This is a genomic window from Pantoea sp. ICBG 828, from assembly GCF_002928355.1.
GTDB classification, from domain to species: domain Bacteria; phylum Pseudomonadota; class Gammaproteobacteria; order Enterobacterales; family Enterobacteriaceae; genus Pantoea; species Pantoea dispersa.
This window is the reverse complement of sequence record NZ_POWN01000005.1, coordinates 156,756-172,043: the sequence shown is the minus strand read 5'-3', so window position 1 is coordinate 172,043 and position 15,288 is coordinate 156,756. Positions and strand designations below refer to the sequence as shown.

Below are 15,288 nucleotides of genomic sequence, written 5' to 3'. Positions count from 1 at the left end.
ATGCTGCGTCAGTGGCTGTTAGCGCGATAATGACGCTAACACCGTTAAGGTGACCAGTGTCATTTTTGACAGAGTTGAGACCCGGATTGTCATGGACATAAAAATTTTGCGCGCCTTTGCCACTGTCGCGGCGCTGGAGCATATTGGTCAGGCTGCGGAACGGTTACATATTTCGCCGTCTCCGCTTAGCCGGCAAATTCAGCAGCTGGAAAGCGAACTGGGCATGGTGCTGTTTCACCGTGAAAAGAAACGTCTGCGCCTGACGGACGAGGGTAAGCGCTTTCTCACTGAGGTGACGCCCTTTTTGCAGCATCACGAACGGTTAAAAGAGTATGCGCAACATCTGCAGCAGGGTGACGTCGGCCGGCTGGATATAGGATATGTGGAGGCGGCTATTCACTCGCGCCTGCTGCCCGCGGCACTGGCGCGGCTGGCACCGGGGGCGGGCATTGATGTCCGGCTGCATGCGTTACGTTCCGCACAGCAAATTGCCCGGTTAGAGGCGGGGGCGATCGATATTGCCATTGTGCATACGCTGCCGCACGATGACGCGGATTTTGTGCATAAGAAGATCGCGACCGAACCGTTGCTGCTGGCGATGCCAGCATCCAGTGCGCTGACCGCACCCGTGGCGGCTGATTTGCACGGTCGGGCGTGGATTGCCGACCAGGAAAATCTCAACCCTGCCGCGCGGGCGCGATTGCTGGCAGCCTGCCAGCGCGCCGGCTTTCAGCCGGATATTCGTTTTGAAGTGAATGGTCCGCTGGCCGCCCTTGCCTGCGTTGAAGCCGGGCTGGGTTTCACCCTGATCCAGCATAGCCTGGCGCGCATCGTACCGGATAACGTTGTGCTGATGCCGCTACCCGATCTGGCGCTGGAGATCGTGCTATATGCCGTCTGGCGCAGGCAGGATACCCGGCCGTTAACGGCGCGTTTTCTGCAGCAGCTTTGCCTCACGCCCGCCGTGGCGCCGCGGTAAGCCTGAGCGGAGATGCGTCAGCCGGCGACATCCTGCAGCGCTTCCTGCAAATCGTACCAGCGGAAACCAAAGCCGGACTCCTCCAGCCGCTTCGGCAGCACGTGCTGCCCGCCCAGCACCAGCACGGCGGATTCTCCCATCATCAGTTTGATGGCGCTGGCCGGAGTGCGCATAAAGGCCGGACGGTGCATCACGTGGCCCAGCGTGGCGGCGAACTGCTCGTTGCGCACCGCGTAAGGCGCCACCATGTTGAACGGGCCCTGCAACTGATCGTTATCGATCAACCACAGGATGGCGTTGACCAGATCGTCCACGTGGATCCATGGCAGGTACTGTTTGCCGCTGCCAATCGGTCCGCCGACGCCAAGTTTGAACGGCAGCTTCATTTTGCTCAGCGCGCCACCCTCGCGCGCCAGCACCACGCCGGTGCGCAGCAGGCACACGCGGGTGCGCTCGCTTTGCGCCTTCAGCGCCAGCTGCTCCCAGCGGGCGCACAGGGTGTGGGTAAACTCCTCGTGGCCCCCATCGTCCTCGGTCACCACCACATCGCCGGTATCACCATAAAAGCCGGTGGCCGAGCCGGAAATCAACAGGCGCGGCGGATTGCTGCTGGCGTGGATCAGCGAGACGATCTGTTCAGTGATTTGCCAGCGGCTTTCGCACAGGCGCTGCTTTTGCTGCTCGGTCCAGCGCTTGTCGGCAATCGGTTCTCCCGCCAGATTGATGACGCCGTCAATAGCATTGAGATCGGACTGCTGGTTAATGCCCGACCACAGCATCACGCGCGCATCGAGTTTTTCCCGCGCGGCCGCCACGTCACGTGTTACCACATTCACCTGATGGCCCAGCTGCAGCAGGCGCGGAATTAAATGGCGACCTATCAAGCCGGTACCACCGGTTATTAGCAGGTGCATGTTTAGTCTCCCTGTCATTAATTATCTGCTCTGAATTGAGCATAGAAGAGAAGTGCCGCTGCGGCGTGACAGCGCTTACGCTTATGATGAAAAACCGCCAGTTTGCCGTGGTCCTGCGGCAAAACATCGGACCAGCGCGCCATTGCCTTAGCCGGCAAAAATCGGTAAACATGATGCACACCTGACGCTTAGCCGAGGCAGCTGATGAACTATCCCGCCATTACGTTGTGGTCCGATTCCTGTTTTTTTAGCCCGTATGCCATGTCAGTTTATGTTGCGCTTACCGAGAAGGGCATTCCCTTTACTGTCAGGCGCGTTGACCTGTCGCGCAATGCACAGCTTGACGATGAATACCGCGGCCTGTCGCTGACCTGCCGTGTGCCCACGCTGCAAATTGATGATGTCAGCCTGAATGAATCCTCGGCCATCGCCGAATATCTCGAAGAGCGTTTTCCGGCGCCGGAGTTTGAGCGCCTCTATCCGCGCGATCGCGAAAAACGTGCTCACGCGCGCGAAGTGCAGGCATGGCTGCGCAGCGATTTACTGGCGCTGCGCACGGAGCGACCTACCGAAGTGCTGTTTGCTGCTGAACGCTTTGCTCCGCTCACGCCCGCTGGCGAACAGGCCGCCAGTAAACTGATTGCCGCGGTGCAGCGCCTGCTGCCGGACGGCCAACAGAACCTGTTTGGCGAGTGGTCGATTGCCGACACCGACCTGGCGGTGATGATTAACCGGCTGGCGCTGCACGGCGATCCGCTGCCGGTGAAGCTGCAGCACTATGCAGAATTCCAGTGGCAGCGCGCCTCAGTGCAGCTGTGGCTGGCCGAGTCGGGTAAAGCACGCTAAAACCTTGCGGCGGCGAAAAGAACGCTTTACCTTAGCGCTCATTCTAATAAAGCATCGCAAACAGGCGCGTGCTGGGCACGCCGAAAACAGAGAAAGGGTTACCGGATGGTGGATCAAACGGCAGGTGACGGTATCGAGTGGGTGGATATCGTTAGCGAAGAAAACGAAGTGATTGCGCAGGCCAGCCGTGCACAGATGCGTGCGCAATGTCTGCGCCATCGCGCTACCTATATTGTGGTGCACGACGGCATGGGCAAGATTCTGGTGCAACGCCGTACCGAGAGCAAAGATTTCATGCCGGGTATGCTGGATGCCACTGCGGGTGGCGTGGTGCAAAGCGGTGAAGACCTGCTGGAATCCGCCCGTCGTGAAGCGGAAGAGGAGCTCGGCATCGCCGATGTCCCGTTCGCCGAGCACGGCAAATTCTACTTCGAAGATCAGCACTGCCGCGTATGGGGTGGACTGTTCAGCTGCGTGTCGCACGGTCCGTTTGCCATGCAGGAAGAGGAAGTGGATGAAGTGTTCTGGATGACGCCGGAAGAGATCACCGCCCGCTGTGATGAATTCACCGATGATTCACTCAAAGCCCTGTCGCTGTGGCTGAGCCGCAACAGTGACGCGGTGCGCAGTAAGCAAAGCAGCGAAGCCTGATTCATGCGCTTCCACAGCAAGGCACCCTAAGGGGGTGCCTTTTGTGTTTAATGCTGGCTGAGAATACGGGTGAGAATGTTCAGCGCCGTACTGAACTGGGCGTCCGGAATGGTTAGCGGATAAAGAAAGCGGATCACGTTGCTGTGCACGCCGCAGGTCAGCAGAATCAATCCTTCGGCCAGCGCCTGCTGCTGAATTGCTTTGGCGATCTCCGCCGAAGGCCGGCCGCTGGCGTCATGGAATTCCGCCGCCATCATCGATCCATAGCCGCGTACCTCAGCCAGCGCACGGCAGCCGGCGCCGTTCAACGCTTCTGCCAGCTGCGTACCGAGCCATTGCGCACGCGCGCACAAGTTTTCCTCACTGATAATATCCAGCACCGCATGCGCGGCGGCAATCGCTGGCGGATGGCCAGCATAAGTGCCGCCCAGACCACCCGGCTCCGGTGCATCCATCACCGCGGCCCGGCCGCTCACCGCCGACAGCGGAAACCCGCCTGCCAGACTTTTCGCCAGCGTTATCAGATCCGGCTGCACCTCATAATATTCGCTGGCAAACAGCCTGCCGGTGCGCGCAAAACCGCTCTGTACTTCATCGGCGATCAGCAGGATGCCGTGGCGATCGCACAGCTGACGCAGCGCCGTCACAAACTCTGGCGGCGCGACATAAAATCCGCCTTCGCCCTGAACCGGTTCAAAGATGATGGCCGCCACCTGCTGTGGCGCGATATCGCTGCGGAAAATCGTCTCCAGACTGTCGAGCGCATCGTGCACGCTGACGTTATGCAGCGCATTGGGGTAGCGCGCGTGAAACACCGGGCAGGCAAACGGGCCGAAGCCGGTTTTGTAAGGCAGAACTTTGCCGGTCAGCGCCATGGTCATATTGGTGCGACCGTGGAACGCGCCGCTGAAGGCGATAATCCCCGGACGGCCGGTGGCTGCGCGCGCGATTTTCACCGCGTTCTCGACCGCCTCGGCGCCGGTAGAGAAGAAGGTGGTTTTCACGGCGCCTTCAATCGGCACCAGCGCATTCAGACGCTCCGCAAGGTGAATGTAGTTCTCATACGGCACGATTTGAAACGCGGTATGGGTGAAGCACGTCAGCTGCTGCTGTACTGCCGCCAGCACTCTGGGATGCCGGTGGCCGGTATTGAGCACCGCAATGCCAGCGGCGAAATCAATATATTCGCGCCCCTGCTGGTCCCACAGCGTGGCGTTTTCGGCTTTCGCCGCAAAGAAATCACACATCACGCCCACACCACGCGGCGTGGCCTGTAACCGACGGCTGTGCACATCACTGTTGCTCATTGCTGACCTCGTAAGTCGCGGGAGAGTGTAATCAGTGTTAGCGCGCAGGCGGGATTTTGCCAGTGCGTTTATACGGGCAGGGTTGTGGCGCAGGATAAAAAAAAGCACGCCCGGGCGGGCGTGCTGATGCGGAGCGGGGAAGGGGATTAGCCTTCAGCCTGCTGCGACTGAATCGCCGTCAGCGCAATGGTGTAGACAATATCATCGACCAGCGCACCGCGTGACAGGTCGTTAACCGGTTTGCGCATGCCCTGCAGCATCGGCCCGATGGAGATCAGGTCGGCAGAACGCTGCACCGCTTTGTAAGTGGTGTTACCGGTGTTGAGATCCGGGAAGATAAATACCGTCGCACGTCCGGCCACCGCTGAGTTCGGTGCTTTAGACTTGGCGACGTCTTCCATGATTGCGGCGTCGTACTGCAGCGGGCCATCAATCACCAGATCCGGGCGTTTTTCCTGCGCAATGCGCGTTGCTTCACGCACTTTCTCTACGTCACTACCGGCACCGGAGTTACCGGTAGAGTAGGAGATCATCGCTACGCGTGGATCGATGCCGAAGGCTTTAGCGGAGTCGGCGGACTGAATCGCGATCTCGGCCAGCTGCTCCGGATTAGGATCCGGGTTGATGGCGCAGTCGCCGTACACCAGCACCTGCTCTGGCAGCAGCATGAAGAATACCGAGGAGACCAGCGAGCTGTTCGGCGCGGTTTTGATCAGCTGCAACGGCGGACGAATGGTGTTGGCGGTGGTGTGAACCGCGCCCGAGACCAGACCGTCAACTTCGCCGCTTTCCAGCATCATGGTGCCCAGCACCACGTTATCTTCCAGCTGCTCCTGCGCGACCACTTCGGTCATGCCTTTGCTCTTACGCAGCTCAACCAGGCGCGGCACGTAGTTGTCACGCACCACCTGCGGATCGACAATTTCAATGCCTTTGCCGAGCTCAACGCCCTGCGCTGCGGCCACGCGCTGAATCTCATCCGGATTGCCCAGCAGCACACAGGTGGCGATGCCGCGCTCGGCACAAATCGCCGCCGCTTTAACGGTACGCGGTTCGTCGCCTTCCGGCAGGACGATGCGCTTGCCGGCTTTACGCGCCAGTTCGGTGAGCTGATAGCGGAATGCCGGCGGTGACAGACGACGGCTGCGTTCGGATGTGGCAGTCAGCGATTCAACCCAGTCAGCATTAATAAAGCCGGCCACGTACTCCTGCACTTTTTCAATGCGCTGCGTGTCGTCAGCCGGCACTTCCAGATTGAAGCTCTGCAGGCTGAGCGAGGTTTGCCAGGTGTTGGTTTTTACCATGAACACCGGCAGGCCGGTCTGGAAGGCGCGTTCGCACAGACGGGCGATCGGCGCTTCAATCTGATAGCCACCGGTCAGCAGCACCGCACCAATTTCGATGCCGTTCATCGCCGCCAGACAGGCCGCCACCAGCACGTCAGGACGGTCGGCTGAGGTCACCAGCAGCGAGCCCGGACGGAAGTGCTCCAGCATATGCGGGATGCTGCGCGCGCAGAAGGTGACGGATTTGACGCGACGCGTGTGGATTTCACCTTCGTTGATGATCTCCGCGTTGAGATGGCGGCACATATCAATGGCGCGCGTCGCGATCAGATCAAAGCTCCACGGCACGCAGCCCAGCACCGGCAGCGGGCTGTTAGCGAACAGTTGCTTAGGATCGATGTTGGCGATGCTGGCTTTCGAGGAGTCGTCGAAAATTTCTGACAGATCCGGACGGGTGCGGCCCTGCTCATCCACCGGCGCGTTGAGTTTGTTGATGATGACGCCGGTGATGTTTTTGTTTTTGCTGCCGCCGAAGCTGCTCTGCGTCAGTTCGATGCGCTCTTTCAGCTGTGCCGGTGAGTCGTTACCCAGCGACATGACGAAGACGATCTCCGCGTTCAGCGTTTTGGCAATTTCATAGTTCAGCGCCGAGGCAAACTGATGTTTGCGCGTCGGAACCAGGCCTTCCACCAGCACCACTTCCGCATCTTTGGCGTTGGCGTGGTAGTTGGCGATGATCTCTTCCATCAGCACATCCTGCTGGTTAGAACCCAGCAGCGACTCAACGCGAGACATTGGCAGCGGAACCGCGGCCGGAATAGCGGAGTTTTTGCGAATGATGGTGGTGGTCTGGTCTGGCGCATCGCCGCCAGCGCGCGGCTGGGCGATCGGTTTGAACACGCTCAGGCGCACGCCTTTGCGCTCCATGGCACGAATCACGCCAAGGCTGACACTGGTCAGGCCGACGCTGGTGCCGGTAGGAATAAGCATAATTGTACGTGACACTATAGAAACCTCGCGGTGTTACAGGGTGTCAAAAACAACACCGTCAGCCGAAGCTGACGGAGAGAAACATTACGCGGTGAGGCGCGCGGCGTCCTGGGCGATGACCCACTCTTCATTGGTTGGAATCACCACCGCCGGGCGGGTACCTTCTTTATTGATGAAGCCGGACTTGCCGAAGCGTGCAGCCAGGTTGCGCTCGTGGTCAACCTCGAAGCCAAGCAGACCCAGTTTGTCCAGCGCCAGCTCACGCACCATCGCCGCGTTTTCACCGATACCGCCGGTAAACACTACCGCATCCAGACGGCCTTCCATCAGCGCGGTGTAGCTGCCGATGTACTTCGCCAGGCGGTGACAGAACACATCCATCGCACGTTTGGCATCGTCCTTAGTAGCGTAGTTATCTTCCACGTAACGGCAGTCGCTGGTGACTTCGGTCAGGCCGAGCAGGCCGGACTCTTTGGTCAGCAGTTTGTTGATCGCATCCACGCTCATACCCAGCGTATCGTGCAGGAAGAAGACGATAGCCGGATCGATGTCACCGCTGCGGGTGCCCATCACCAGACCTTCCAGCGGTGTCAGACCCATTGAGGTATCTACGCACTGGCCGTTACGGATGGCCGCCACAGAACCGCCGTTGCCGAGATGGCAGGTGATGATGTTCAGCTCGCTGACCGGCTTGTTCAGCATTTTGGCGGCTTCCTGCGTCACATAGTAGTGACTGGTGCCGTGCGCGCCGTAGCGGCGCACGCCGTGCTCTTTATACAGGTTGTACGGCAGGGCATAGAGATAGGACTCTTCCGGCATAGTCTGATGGAAGGCGGTGTCGAAAACGGCGACATTTTTATCCGACAGGTGCGGGAAGTTTTTCATGGCTTCGTCGATGCCGATCAGGTGCGCCGGATTGTGCAGTGGCGCGAAGGACGACGCGTCTTTGATGCCCTGAATCACGGACTCGTCAATCACTACCGATTGCGTCAGCTGCTCGCCGCCGTGAACGATACGATGACCGATTGCAGCGATTTGTGCCGAAAGCTCTGGTTTTTGTGCCAGAATAGTTTTAACGATGAAGTTCAGCGCTTCGCTGTGCGCTGCGCCCGCGCCGAGCGGGGCTTCCTGTTTGCTGCCGTCCAGTTTCCACTTGATGCGCGCTTCCGGCAGGTGGAAACACTCCGCCAGACCGGAAAGATATTCGTCACCGCTGGCTGGATTGAGAATGGCAAACTTAAGAGAGGAGCTGCCGCAGTTGAGGACCAGTACTAACTTCGTCGACATGGAAGTACCTATTTTGTTAAATAGTGGCTAAAAATAACGCAATCAGACTAACAGCGTAGCCTATGAAAGCTGGTAGATTAATGATTAACATCATGCGCTAGTCAAAAAAGAAACGACACGCAAAAAATTTCGGTAATTTTACGCAGATTTTTGAAATCCACGAAGCGAAACATGGCTCCAGCGCGCTCTTTTATTGCGCTGCGGCTTCCGGTAATGTTGCAAAAACGGCGTCAGAATACCCACTGTGACCCGCAAAGACAAAATCTTTTGAAGGATGTCACGTAAAGTTGTGTAGTTATAAAATTTTTTTAAATGTTGCAGTAATAGTTGAGGTCTACCATGGCGAATGACGCAGGCAATCCAGGCTGGTTCGGCTTATTTCAGCGCGGCCAGCACTACATGAAAACCTGGCCCGCCGACAAACGTCTGGCGCCGGTGTTTCCTGAGAACCGTGTGGTGACGGCAACCCGCTTTGCGATTCGCTTTATGCCGCCGCTGGCCATTTTTACGCTGACATGGCAAATCGCGCTCGGCGGTCAGCTCGGTCCGGCGATTGCCACCGCGCTGTTTGCCTGTAGCCTGCCGATGCAGGGATTATGGTGGCTGGGTAAACGTTCCGTCACGCCGCTGCCGCCCACGCTGCTGCACTGGTTCCATGAAGTGCGCGCCAAACTGGAAGAGGCCGGACAGGCCATTGCCCCCGTTGACGGCAAGCCAACTTACCAGGCGCTGGCGGATGTGCTCAAGCGTGCTTTTAAGCAGCTCGACCGTACTTTCCTCGACGATCTTTGATCAAATGGCGCTTTTCTCTGCCAGAGAATTTGCGCCCAATCCCGGTTCAAATCAAAGAATAGTGATGCGGACATACACGCATCGCTTTCGTTGTGTAATCATTTCTGCATTGTTTAAATCTTAAGCGGCCCTGCGGCCCGGGAGTAAACCATGGAAATGACCCATGCACAGCGACTGATTCTTTCTAATCAATACCAGATGATGGCGATGCTTGAGCCGGATAACGCCGAGCGCTATCGCCGCTATCAGACCATTATTGAACGCGGCTATGGACTGCAATTGCGCGAGCTGGACAAGGAGTTCGGCGAGCTGAGCGAGGCGACCTGCCGTACACTGATCGACATTATGGAAATGCATCATGCGCTGCATGTTTCCTGGTCCAATCACAAAGCGCCGTGCAACATTGAAGAGCGTCGCCTGGCGTTTCTCGGCTTCGACGCGGCCACCGAAGCGCGTTACCTCGGCTATGTGCGCTTTATGGTTAATGTGGAAGGGCGCTATACCCATTTCGATTCCGGCACCCACGGCTTCAATGCGCAAACCCCGATGTGGGAAAAATACCAACGCATGCTGGCGGTGTGGCACACTTGTCCGCGTCAGTATCACCTCAGCGAGAATGAGATCGCGCAAATCCTCAATGCCTGAATAAGGAGCAACGTGTGAAGTACAGGGGTTTTCTGTTTGATTTAGACGGGACGCTGGTGGATTCACTGCCTGCCGTGAATCGCGCCTGGTCACGCTGGGGCGCGCGCCACGGCCTGGCCGCGCAGCAGGTGCTGGACTACATTCACGGCAAACCGGCGATCAACTCGCTGCGCCACTTTATGGCGGGCCAGTCTGAAGCGGCGATCCAGGCCGAATTTCGCTGGCTGGAGCAGCTGGAAGCAGAAGACACGGCAGGCGTGCAGGCGATTGCCGGTGCACACGCGTTGCTGACCACCCTGAACGCACTCGACATTCCCTGGGCGATTGTGACTTCGGGATCGATCCCGGTGGCGCATGCCCGTCACAAAGCGGCCGGTTTACCGCTGCCGGAGGTGTTTATTACCGCCGAGGACATTAAATTCGGTAAGCCCAATCCTGAACCTTATTTGCTGGGCGCTGAGCGGCTCGGGCTTTCTGCGCCAGAATGCGTGGTGGTGGAAGATGCACCGGCGGGCATTATCGCCGGGCTGGAAGCGGGCAGCGCGGTGGTGGCGGTCAATCCGCCGGCCGATGCGCCACGCCTGAGTGAAGTGGCGCTGCAGGTGGAAAATCTGCAGCCGCTGCACATCAGTAAACAGCCGGACGGTTATTTCAGCGTGACGATGCGCGCCTGAAACAGCCCACGCTGAGCGGCGCAGGTTACAGCGGCGTATCCTGGGAAATTTCATCCAGAGACAGGCTGAAGCTGGGGGTGAAGACTTCAACGAAGTAATCCATCTCCGGCGATCGCCGCTGCGCCAGCGTCTTCTCCAGACGGGCTTTGGCCAGCAGAAACTCGTTGTTGCCGGCCGACAGTTCTTCAAGGCACTTGAGGTAGGCGCACAGCGCATCAGCCTGTTTCACCACCGCCTGCTCGCTCTCGCTATGCAGGTGCTCATCCAGCAGCGGACGATACGCGTCCTGCAACTCAGGTGGCAGCATCTCAATCAGCTTGTGCTGCGCAATCTTTTCGATCTTCTTGTATTCATGGGCAATCTGCGCGTTGTAGTACTTTACCGGCGTGGGCAAATCGCCGGTCAGCACTTCGCTGGCATCGTGATACAGCGCCAGCATGGCGATGCGATCGGCATTCAGATTGCCGTTAAATTTTTTGTTTTTGATGATGGCCAGCGCGTGCGCCACCATGGCGACCTGCAGACTGTGCTCGGAGACATTTTCCGTGCGCACATTGCGCATCAGCGGCCAGCGGTTAATGAGTTTCAGGCGGGAGAGGTGGGCGAAAAAGTGGCTACGGGTCATGGACGGTTCCTGTTGCACGGCGGGGAGCTTGTGCGGCTCCCCGAAAGTCAAACAGTATACGCGTCACAGATTACTGGCGATAGCCTTGCAGGAAGCGACCAAACTTGTTGATCGCCATCTCGAGGTCGTCCACGCGCGGCAGGGTAACGATGCGCACGTGATCCGGCCACGGCCAGTTAAAGGCGGTGCCCTGCACCAGCAGCACTTTTTCCTGCAGCAGGAAATCCAGCACCATTTTCTGGTCGTCCATGATGTTGAATTTCTTCGCATCGATGCGCGGGAACATATAGAGCGCGCCCTGCGGCTTCACGCAGCTGACGCCGGGAATATCGTTGATCAGTTCCCAGGCGCGCTGGCGCTGCTCGAACAGCCGTCCACCCGGCGCGATAAACTCGCTGATGCTCTGATAGCCGCCCAGCGCAGTCTGTATGGCATGCTGCGCTGGCACGTTAGCGCATAGACGCATTGAAGCCAGCATCTCCAGACCTTCAATATAGCCTTTGGCGTGCTTCTTCGGTCCGTTCAGTACCATCCAGCCCTGGCGGAAACCCGCCACGCGGTAGGTTTTGGACAGCCCGTTGAAGGTCACGGTCAGCAGATCCGGTGCCAGCGCGGCAATCGAATGATGCTGGGCTTCGTCATACAGAATCTTGTCGTAGATCTCGTCGGCGAAGATGATCAGGTTATGCTGGCGGGCGATTTCCACGATCTCCAGCAGCAGCTCTTTGCTGTACACCGCACCGGTCGGGTTGTTGGGGTTGATGATCACGATTCCGCGGGTACGCGGCGTGATTTTGCTGCGGATATCATCCAGATCCGGGAACCAGCCCGCGGATTCGTCGCACAGATAGTGCACCGCTTTGCCGCTCGACAGCGAAACCGCCGCCGTCCACAGCGGATAATCTGGCGCGGGCACCAGCATCTCATCGCCGCTGTTCAGCAGCGCCTGCATCGCCTGCACGATCAGTTCAGACACACCGTTGCCAATATAGATATCTTCTACCGTAACGTCGCGCATGTCGCGCGCCTGGTAGTGCTGCATGATGGCTTTACGTGCTGAATAGAGACCTTTCGAGTCGCAATAGCCTTGCGCGCTCGGCAGGTTACGAATCACGTCTACCAGGATTTCATCAGGGGCTTCAAAACCAAACGGGGCAGGGTTGCCGATGTTGAGTTTGAGAACTTTGTTGCCTTCTTCTTCGAGACGTTTAGCTTCTTTCAGTACCGGGCCACGAATGTCGTAACAGACATTTTCCAGCTTGCCGGATTTATCAATTTGAAAATTCATCGTTACCGCCTTAATGGGCAGAGTCCTTTTAACCTGCCACTAAAATCAAACCTGCTCAATTTACTCCTCTCACCGTAACAAAAGAAGGGCAGCGCTGGGTTTTGGCGCGATAGCCAGACTTTGCCGGATTCAGTGGCGTGAAACGCATTTTTAACTATTAAAACTGGTTTAATTATCTATTAAAATGGCAGGAGTCAACATTAAATGCTTGCGCTGATCGGGTCGCCTGTAAACCGGGATATCCAGCCGCGCGCCGCGCCATTCAGCAATTTTTCATTTAACTGCGGTCTGAGGAATGGTTAGCGACTTGATGAAATAGTTAAAGGAATCTTGTTAGATGCCGAAAAAATGTGCAGCAATGATTAAGCACTATCTGGCATGAGGCGATGACGACGGTTATTTGCTTTGCCAGGCGGTTGAAACCAGGCCCCGTCAGCCGGGGATAAAACCGCGTGGCAGCGGCTTAAATAGCATTTACGCTGTCACTTTAACGCTTATCATTCAGTTTAAGAACCAGGCGGGTTAAAAAATCAGCAGCGTTGTGGCAGGATGTGCCGGAAATGGCTTTTGGTCAAAAATTACGATGTTTTGAACAAAAACATTTCCATTTATAGCGTAAAAATGATTAAGTATAATTTATTATTTGATGCACTTTATCGCTTCGCATCAGCATAACAAGATGTTATTCCTTTTTGCCCCGCAGGACAGTTTGGCGGGAAACCAGGCAACTACACAGCTTCCAGCAACGTTCTACTGACGTCCCTGGCCCAGGAAGTTGTTCTGACTTTTACGACGCCATTGCCCATTTTGCGGTGATGTGTTCGTCGGCATCCGCCTGACTCGATTTTTTCATGAGCGCCTTCACACAGGGCGATCATTAAGCACCATTACCACTTATCTCTTTGATAAGTATGGTAATACACCAGGGTAGTAGTTTCAAAAAATCTTATAAGTGAAGAAATAACATGACTAATGCAAATCGTCCGATACTGAATCTCGACCTCGATCTGCTGCGTACTTTTGTCGCCGTTGCTGACCTGAATACCTTTGCAGCCGCCGCTGCAGCAGTATGCAGAACGCAATCAGCCGTAAGCCAGCAGATGCAACGTCTGGAACAATTGGTAGGTAAAGAGCTGTTTGCCAGACATGGACGTAACAAATTGCTGACTGAGCATGGCATTCAGTTGCTTGGCTACGCCAGGAAGATCCTGCGTTTCAACGATGAAGCCTGCACTTCTTTAATGTACAGCAATATCCAGGGCGTGCTGACGATTGGCGCGTCTGACGATACCTCTGATACCATTCTGCCGTTTCTGCTTAACCGCGTAACGTCAGTGTATCCGAAACTGGCAATCGACGTCCGCGTGAAGCGTAATCCGTTTATGATGGAGATGCTGAACCAGGGCGAAGTGGATCTGGTGGTGACCACCTCCAGTCCGGGTAACTTCACCTACCAGGTGCTGCGCACCTCGCCAACGCTGTGGTACTGCGCGGCAGACTATATTTTCCAGCGCGGTGAAGCCATTCCGCTGGTGCTGCTGGATGAGCCAAGCCCGTACCGTGACATGGCGATCGATCATCTCAACGAAGCGGGTATCCCGTGGCGTATCTCCTACGTGGCTTCCACGCTGGCGGCGGTACGTGCGGCGGTAAAAGCGGGGCTGGGTGTCACCGCGCGTCCGGTTGAAATGATGAGCCCGGAACTGCGCGTGATGGGGGCAGCAGAAGGCCTGCCGGTGCTGCCGGATACGCAATATCTGCTGTGCCGTAATCCGGACAGCGATAATGAGCTGGCGCTGGCCATCTTCAACGCGATGCAGTCCACTAACGATCCTTACAATCTGAGCGCGAATCCGGACGGTACGCTGCTGCTGGATGATGAAGAGTAAGGTTGACCGTTACTGGTAATCCTGCACAACCGGCATGCCAGATAATTGTTAAAAGTTAGAGAAAAAAGCCTTAGCCTGATGAAAATCAGCTAAGGCTTTTTTTATGGCGGTTATTTCCGCTTTTTTAGCACGATTAGCACCTGATAATTTCACTAACTTCCTGAAAAGTGAAATGTGTTTCATTTTCATCCTGCGCGGAATTTATTTATCATTTCGTGCCAACTTTATCTCCGCCTGTCGCCAGACCGCCTGCCGGTTTTTCCAGCAAAAAACGTCAATATGTGTTCTGGATCAAAAAAATACCCCCGATAAGGGGGGGGAAATCCGCGCAAGACCTGTCAAACTATGATTGTTAAACGCACGATCCATGCATGTGAATACCCGCTACACTGAAATTAACCGTACAAACTGAAGCGATTTAGCTGGCGCTCAGGGGTGCATATGTTAATAATATGATGCGGGTGTAAATTAATGTTTGGATACTTTTGTCAAAGTTGACAAAAGGTTATAGAAAGGAGTAAAAAACCCCATAAAATTGCTGCTTAATTGATAAAGACAGCAAAGTTTATAAGGTTTTTTATCCTTCCCTTGAATCGATGTGGTGTGTTTGCTGCGACAGTGCAGGATGCCATCGCCACTTTTGATGAGTAAGCAAAGAGTATGTCAACAACCACAGAAGTCATCGCTCATCACTGGGCGTTTATTGTTTTCATTGTTATCGCGTTTGGCCTGTGTGCCTTTATGTTAACCGGTGGCTGGTTGTTAGGTGGACGTGCACGCGCGCGCCATAAAGACACGCCGTTTGAATCCGGTATCGAATCCGTCGGTGATACCCATATCCGCCTCTCGGCAAAATTCTATCTGGTTGCGATGTTTTTCGTCATTTTCGACGTCGAAGCCCTCTATCTATACGCATGGTCGACCTCCATTCGCGAAAGCGGCTGGGTCGGCTTTGTCGAAGCCGCAATTTTCATTTTGGTGCTCCTGGCAGGCCTGGTTTATCTGGTGCGCATCGGTGCGCTGGATTGGGCGCCTGCGCGTCGTCGCGTAGTCGTCAAATCGAGCCCGGTCAGCCACAGTCACACCAACCCTCATAAGCAGTAAAAGCGAGGCAA

15 protein-coding genes are annotated in these 15,288 nt (G+C 56.2%); 8 read left to right on the top strand and 7 right to left on the bottom strand.

All coding sequences use genetic code 11. From position 1 onward, the window contains the following. Window positions 1–91: 91 nt before the first annotated feature. On the top strand, window positions 92–979 hold the full coding sequence (locus C1Y43_RS13595) for a LysR family transcriptional regulator (protein ID WP_058780300.1): 888 nt from the start codon (window positions 92–94) through the stop codon (window positions 977–979). Between the two features lie 17 nt (window positions 980–996). Here C1Y43_RS13595 and C1Y43_RS13590 read toward each other — a convergent pair whose 3' ends face one another. Next, window positions 997–1,893 (bottom strand): TIGR01777 family oxidoreductase, encoded by an 897-nt coding sequence (locus C1Y43_RS13590; protein WP_104188546.1) that lies wholly within the window; start codon window positions 1,891–1,893, stop codon window positions 997–999. A gap of 204 nt (window positions 1,894–2,097) precedes the next feature. Between C1Y43_RS13590 and yfcF the strand changes: the two genes are divergently transcribed. After that, window positions 2,098–2,739: a glutathione transferase gene (yfcF, locus tag C1Y43_RS13585; RefSeq protein WP_021509199.1), complete on the top strand. Its 642-nt coding sequence runs from the start codon at window positions 2,098–2,100 to the stop codon at window positions 2,737–2,739. 105 nt (window positions 2,740–2,844) lie between these two features. Further along, a complete protein-coding gene (yfcD, locus tag C1Y43_RS13580) occupies window positions 2,845–3,390 on the top strand; it encodes an NUDIX hydrolase YfcD (protein ID WP_021509200.1) in 546 nt (181 codons plus the stop codon). Window positions 3,391–3,437: 47 nt separating this feature from the next. Here yfcD and C1Y43_RS13575 read toward each other — a convergent pair whose 3' ends face one another. The 3 genes from C1Y43_RS13575 to ackA form a co-directional block, all read right to left on the bottom strand. Further along, complete coding sequence (locus C1Y43_RS13575) at window positions 3,438–4,697, bottom strand: 4-aminobutyrate--2-oxoglutarate transaminase (protein ID WP_104188545.1); 1,260 nt, start codon at window positions 4,695–4,697, stop codon at window positions 3,438–3,440. Window positions 4,698–4,843: 146 nt separating this feature from the next. Next, window positions 4,844–6,988 carry a phosphate acetyltransferase gene (pta, locus tag C1Y43_RS13570; RefSeq protein ID WP_176428128.1) on the bottom strand — a complete coding sequence of 715 codons (2,145 nt, stop codon included), beginning with the start codon at window positions 6,986–6,988 and terminating at the stop codon, window positions 4,844–4,846. Window positions 6,989–7,057: 69 nt separating this feature from the next. Then, window positions 7,058–8,260 carry an acetate kinase gene (ackA, locus tag C1Y43_RS13565; RefSeq protein ID WP_021509203.1) on the bottom strand — a complete coding sequence of 401 codons (1,203 nt, stop codon included), beginning with the start codon at window positions 8,258–8,260 and terminating at the stop codon, window positions 7,058–7,060. A gap of 339 nt (window positions 8,261–8,599) precedes the next feature. On the opposite strand from ackA, the gene yfbV reads away from it, so the two are divergent. The 3 genes from yfbV to C1Y43_RS13550 all read left to right on the top strand — a co-directional run bounded on the left by yfbV (window position 8,600) and on the right by C1Y43_RS13550 (window position 10,371). Next, window positions 8,600–9,052: a terminus macrodomain insulation protein YfbV gene (gene yfbV / locus C1Y43_RS13560; protein WP_021509204.1), complete on the top strand. Its 453-nt coding sequence runs from the start codon at window positions 8,600–8,602 to the stop codon at window positions 9,050–9,052. A gap of 150 nt (window positions 9,053–9,202) precedes the next feature. Next, complete coding sequence (locus C1Y43_RS13555; protein WP_021509205.1) at window positions 9,203–9,697, top strand: YfbU family protein; 495 nt, start codon at window positions 9,203–9,205, stop codon at window positions 9,695–9,697. A gap of 14 nt (window positions 9,698–9,711) precedes the next feature. Continuing rightward, window positions 9,712–10,371, top strand: coding sequence for a sugar phosphatase (locus C1Y43_RS13550; protein ID WP_104188543.1), 660 nt, complete (start codon window positions 9,712–9,714; stop codon window positions 10,369–10,371). Between the two features lie 25 nt (window positions 10,372–10,396). Here C1Y43_RS13550 and yfbR read toward each other — a convergent pair whose 3' ends face one another. Together yfbR and C1Y43_RS13540 are read right to left on the bottom strand one after the other, a co-directional pair. Further along, entirely contained in the window at window positions 10,397–10,996 is a 600-nt protein-coding gene (gene yfbR, locus C1Y43_RS13545) for a 5'-deoxynucleotidase (RefSeq protein ID WP_104188542.1), read from the bottom strand. A gap of 70 nt (window positions 10,997–11,066) precedes the next feature. Beyond that, on the bottom strand, window positions 11,067–12,284 hold the full coding sequence (locus C1Y43_RS13540) for a pyridoxal phosphate-dependent aminotransferase (RefSeq protein WP_021509208.1): 1,218 nt from the start codon (window positions 12,282–12,284) through the stop codon (window positions 11,067–11,069). 965 nt (window positions 12,285–13,249) lie between these two features. On the opposite strand from C1Y43_RS13540, the gene lrhA reads away from it, so the two are divergent. After that, window positions 13,250–14,173 carry a transcriptional regulator LrhA gene (gene lrhA, locus C1Y43_RS13535; RefSeq protein WP_021509211.1) on the top strand — a complete coding sequence of 308 codons (924 nt, stop codon included), beginning with the start codon at window positions 13,250–13,252 and terminating at the stop codon, window positions 14,171–14,173. A 48-nt stretch (window positions 14,174–14,221) separates the two neighbouring features. Here the strand turns inward: lrhA and C1Y43_RS24250 are convergent, their stop codons facing one another. Further along, window positions 14,222–14,356, bottom strand: coding sequence for a hypothetical protein (locus C1Y43_RS24250; protein ID WP_254919513.1), 135 nt, complete (start codon window positions 14,354–14,356; stop codon window positions 14,222–14,224). A 477-nt stretch (window positions 14,357–14,833) separates the two neighbouring features. Between C1Y43_RS24250 and C1Y43_RS13530 the strand changes: the two genes are divergently transcribed. After that, on the top strand, window positions 14,834–15,277 hold the full coding sequence (locus C1Y43_RS13530) for an NADH-quinone oxidoreductase subunit A (protein WP_021509213.1): 444 nt from the start codon (window positions 14,834–14,836) through the stop codon (window positions 15,275–15,277). Window positions 15,278–15,288 lie beyond the last annotated feature (11 nt).

Coding starts and splice junctions, on each gene's coding strand:
- C1Y43_RS13595 (WP_058780300.1), top strand. CDS start 92: ATGGACATAAAAATTTTGCGCGCCTTTGCCACTGTCGCGGCGCTGGAG.
- yfbR (WP_104188542.1), bottom strand. CDS start 10,996: ATGACCCGTAGCCACTTTTTCGCCCACCTCTCCCGCCTGAAACTCATT.
- yfcF (WP_021509199.1), top strand. CDS start 2,098: ATGAACTATCCCGCCATTACGTTGTGGTCCGATTCCTGTTTTTTTAGC.
- C1Y43_RS13555 (WP_021509205.1), top strand. CDS start 9,203: ATGGAAATGACCCATGCACAGCGACTGATTCTTTCTAATCAATACCAG.
- C1Y43_RS13590 (WP_104188546.1), bottom strand. CDS start 1,893: ATGCACCTGCTAATAACCGGTGGTACCGGCTTGATAGGTCGCCATTTA.
- C1Y43_RS13530 (WP_021509213.1), top strand. CDS start 14,834: ATGTCAACAACCACAGAAGTCATCGCTCATCACTGGGCGTTTATTGTT.
- C1Y43_RS24250 (WP_254919513.1), bottom strand. CDS start 14,356: ATGAAACACATTTCACTTTTCAGGAAGTTAGTGAAATTATCAGGTGCT.
- C1Y43_RS13540 (WP_021509208.1), bottom strand. CDS start 12,284: ATGAATTTTCAAATTGATAAATCCGGCAAGCTGGAAAATGTCTGTTAC.
- C1Y43_RS13575 (WP_104188545.1), bottom strand. CDS start 4,697: ATGAGCAACAGTGATGTGCACAGCCGTCGGTTACAGGCCACGCCGCGT.
- lrhA (WP_021509211.1), top strand. CDS start 13,250: ATGACTAATGCAAATCGTCCGATACTGAATCTCGACCTCGATCTGCTG.
- ackA (WP_021509203.1), bottom strand. CDS start 8,260: ATGTCGACGAAGTTAGTACTGGTCCTCAACTGCGGCAGCTCCTCTCTT.
- yfbV (WP_021509204.1), top strand. CDS start 8,600: ATGGCGAATGACGCAGGCAATCCAGGCTGGTTCGGCTTATTTCAGCGC.
- yfcD (WP_021509200.1), top strand. CDS start 2,845: ATGGTGGATCAAACGGCAGGTGACGGTATCGAGTGGGTGGATATCGTT.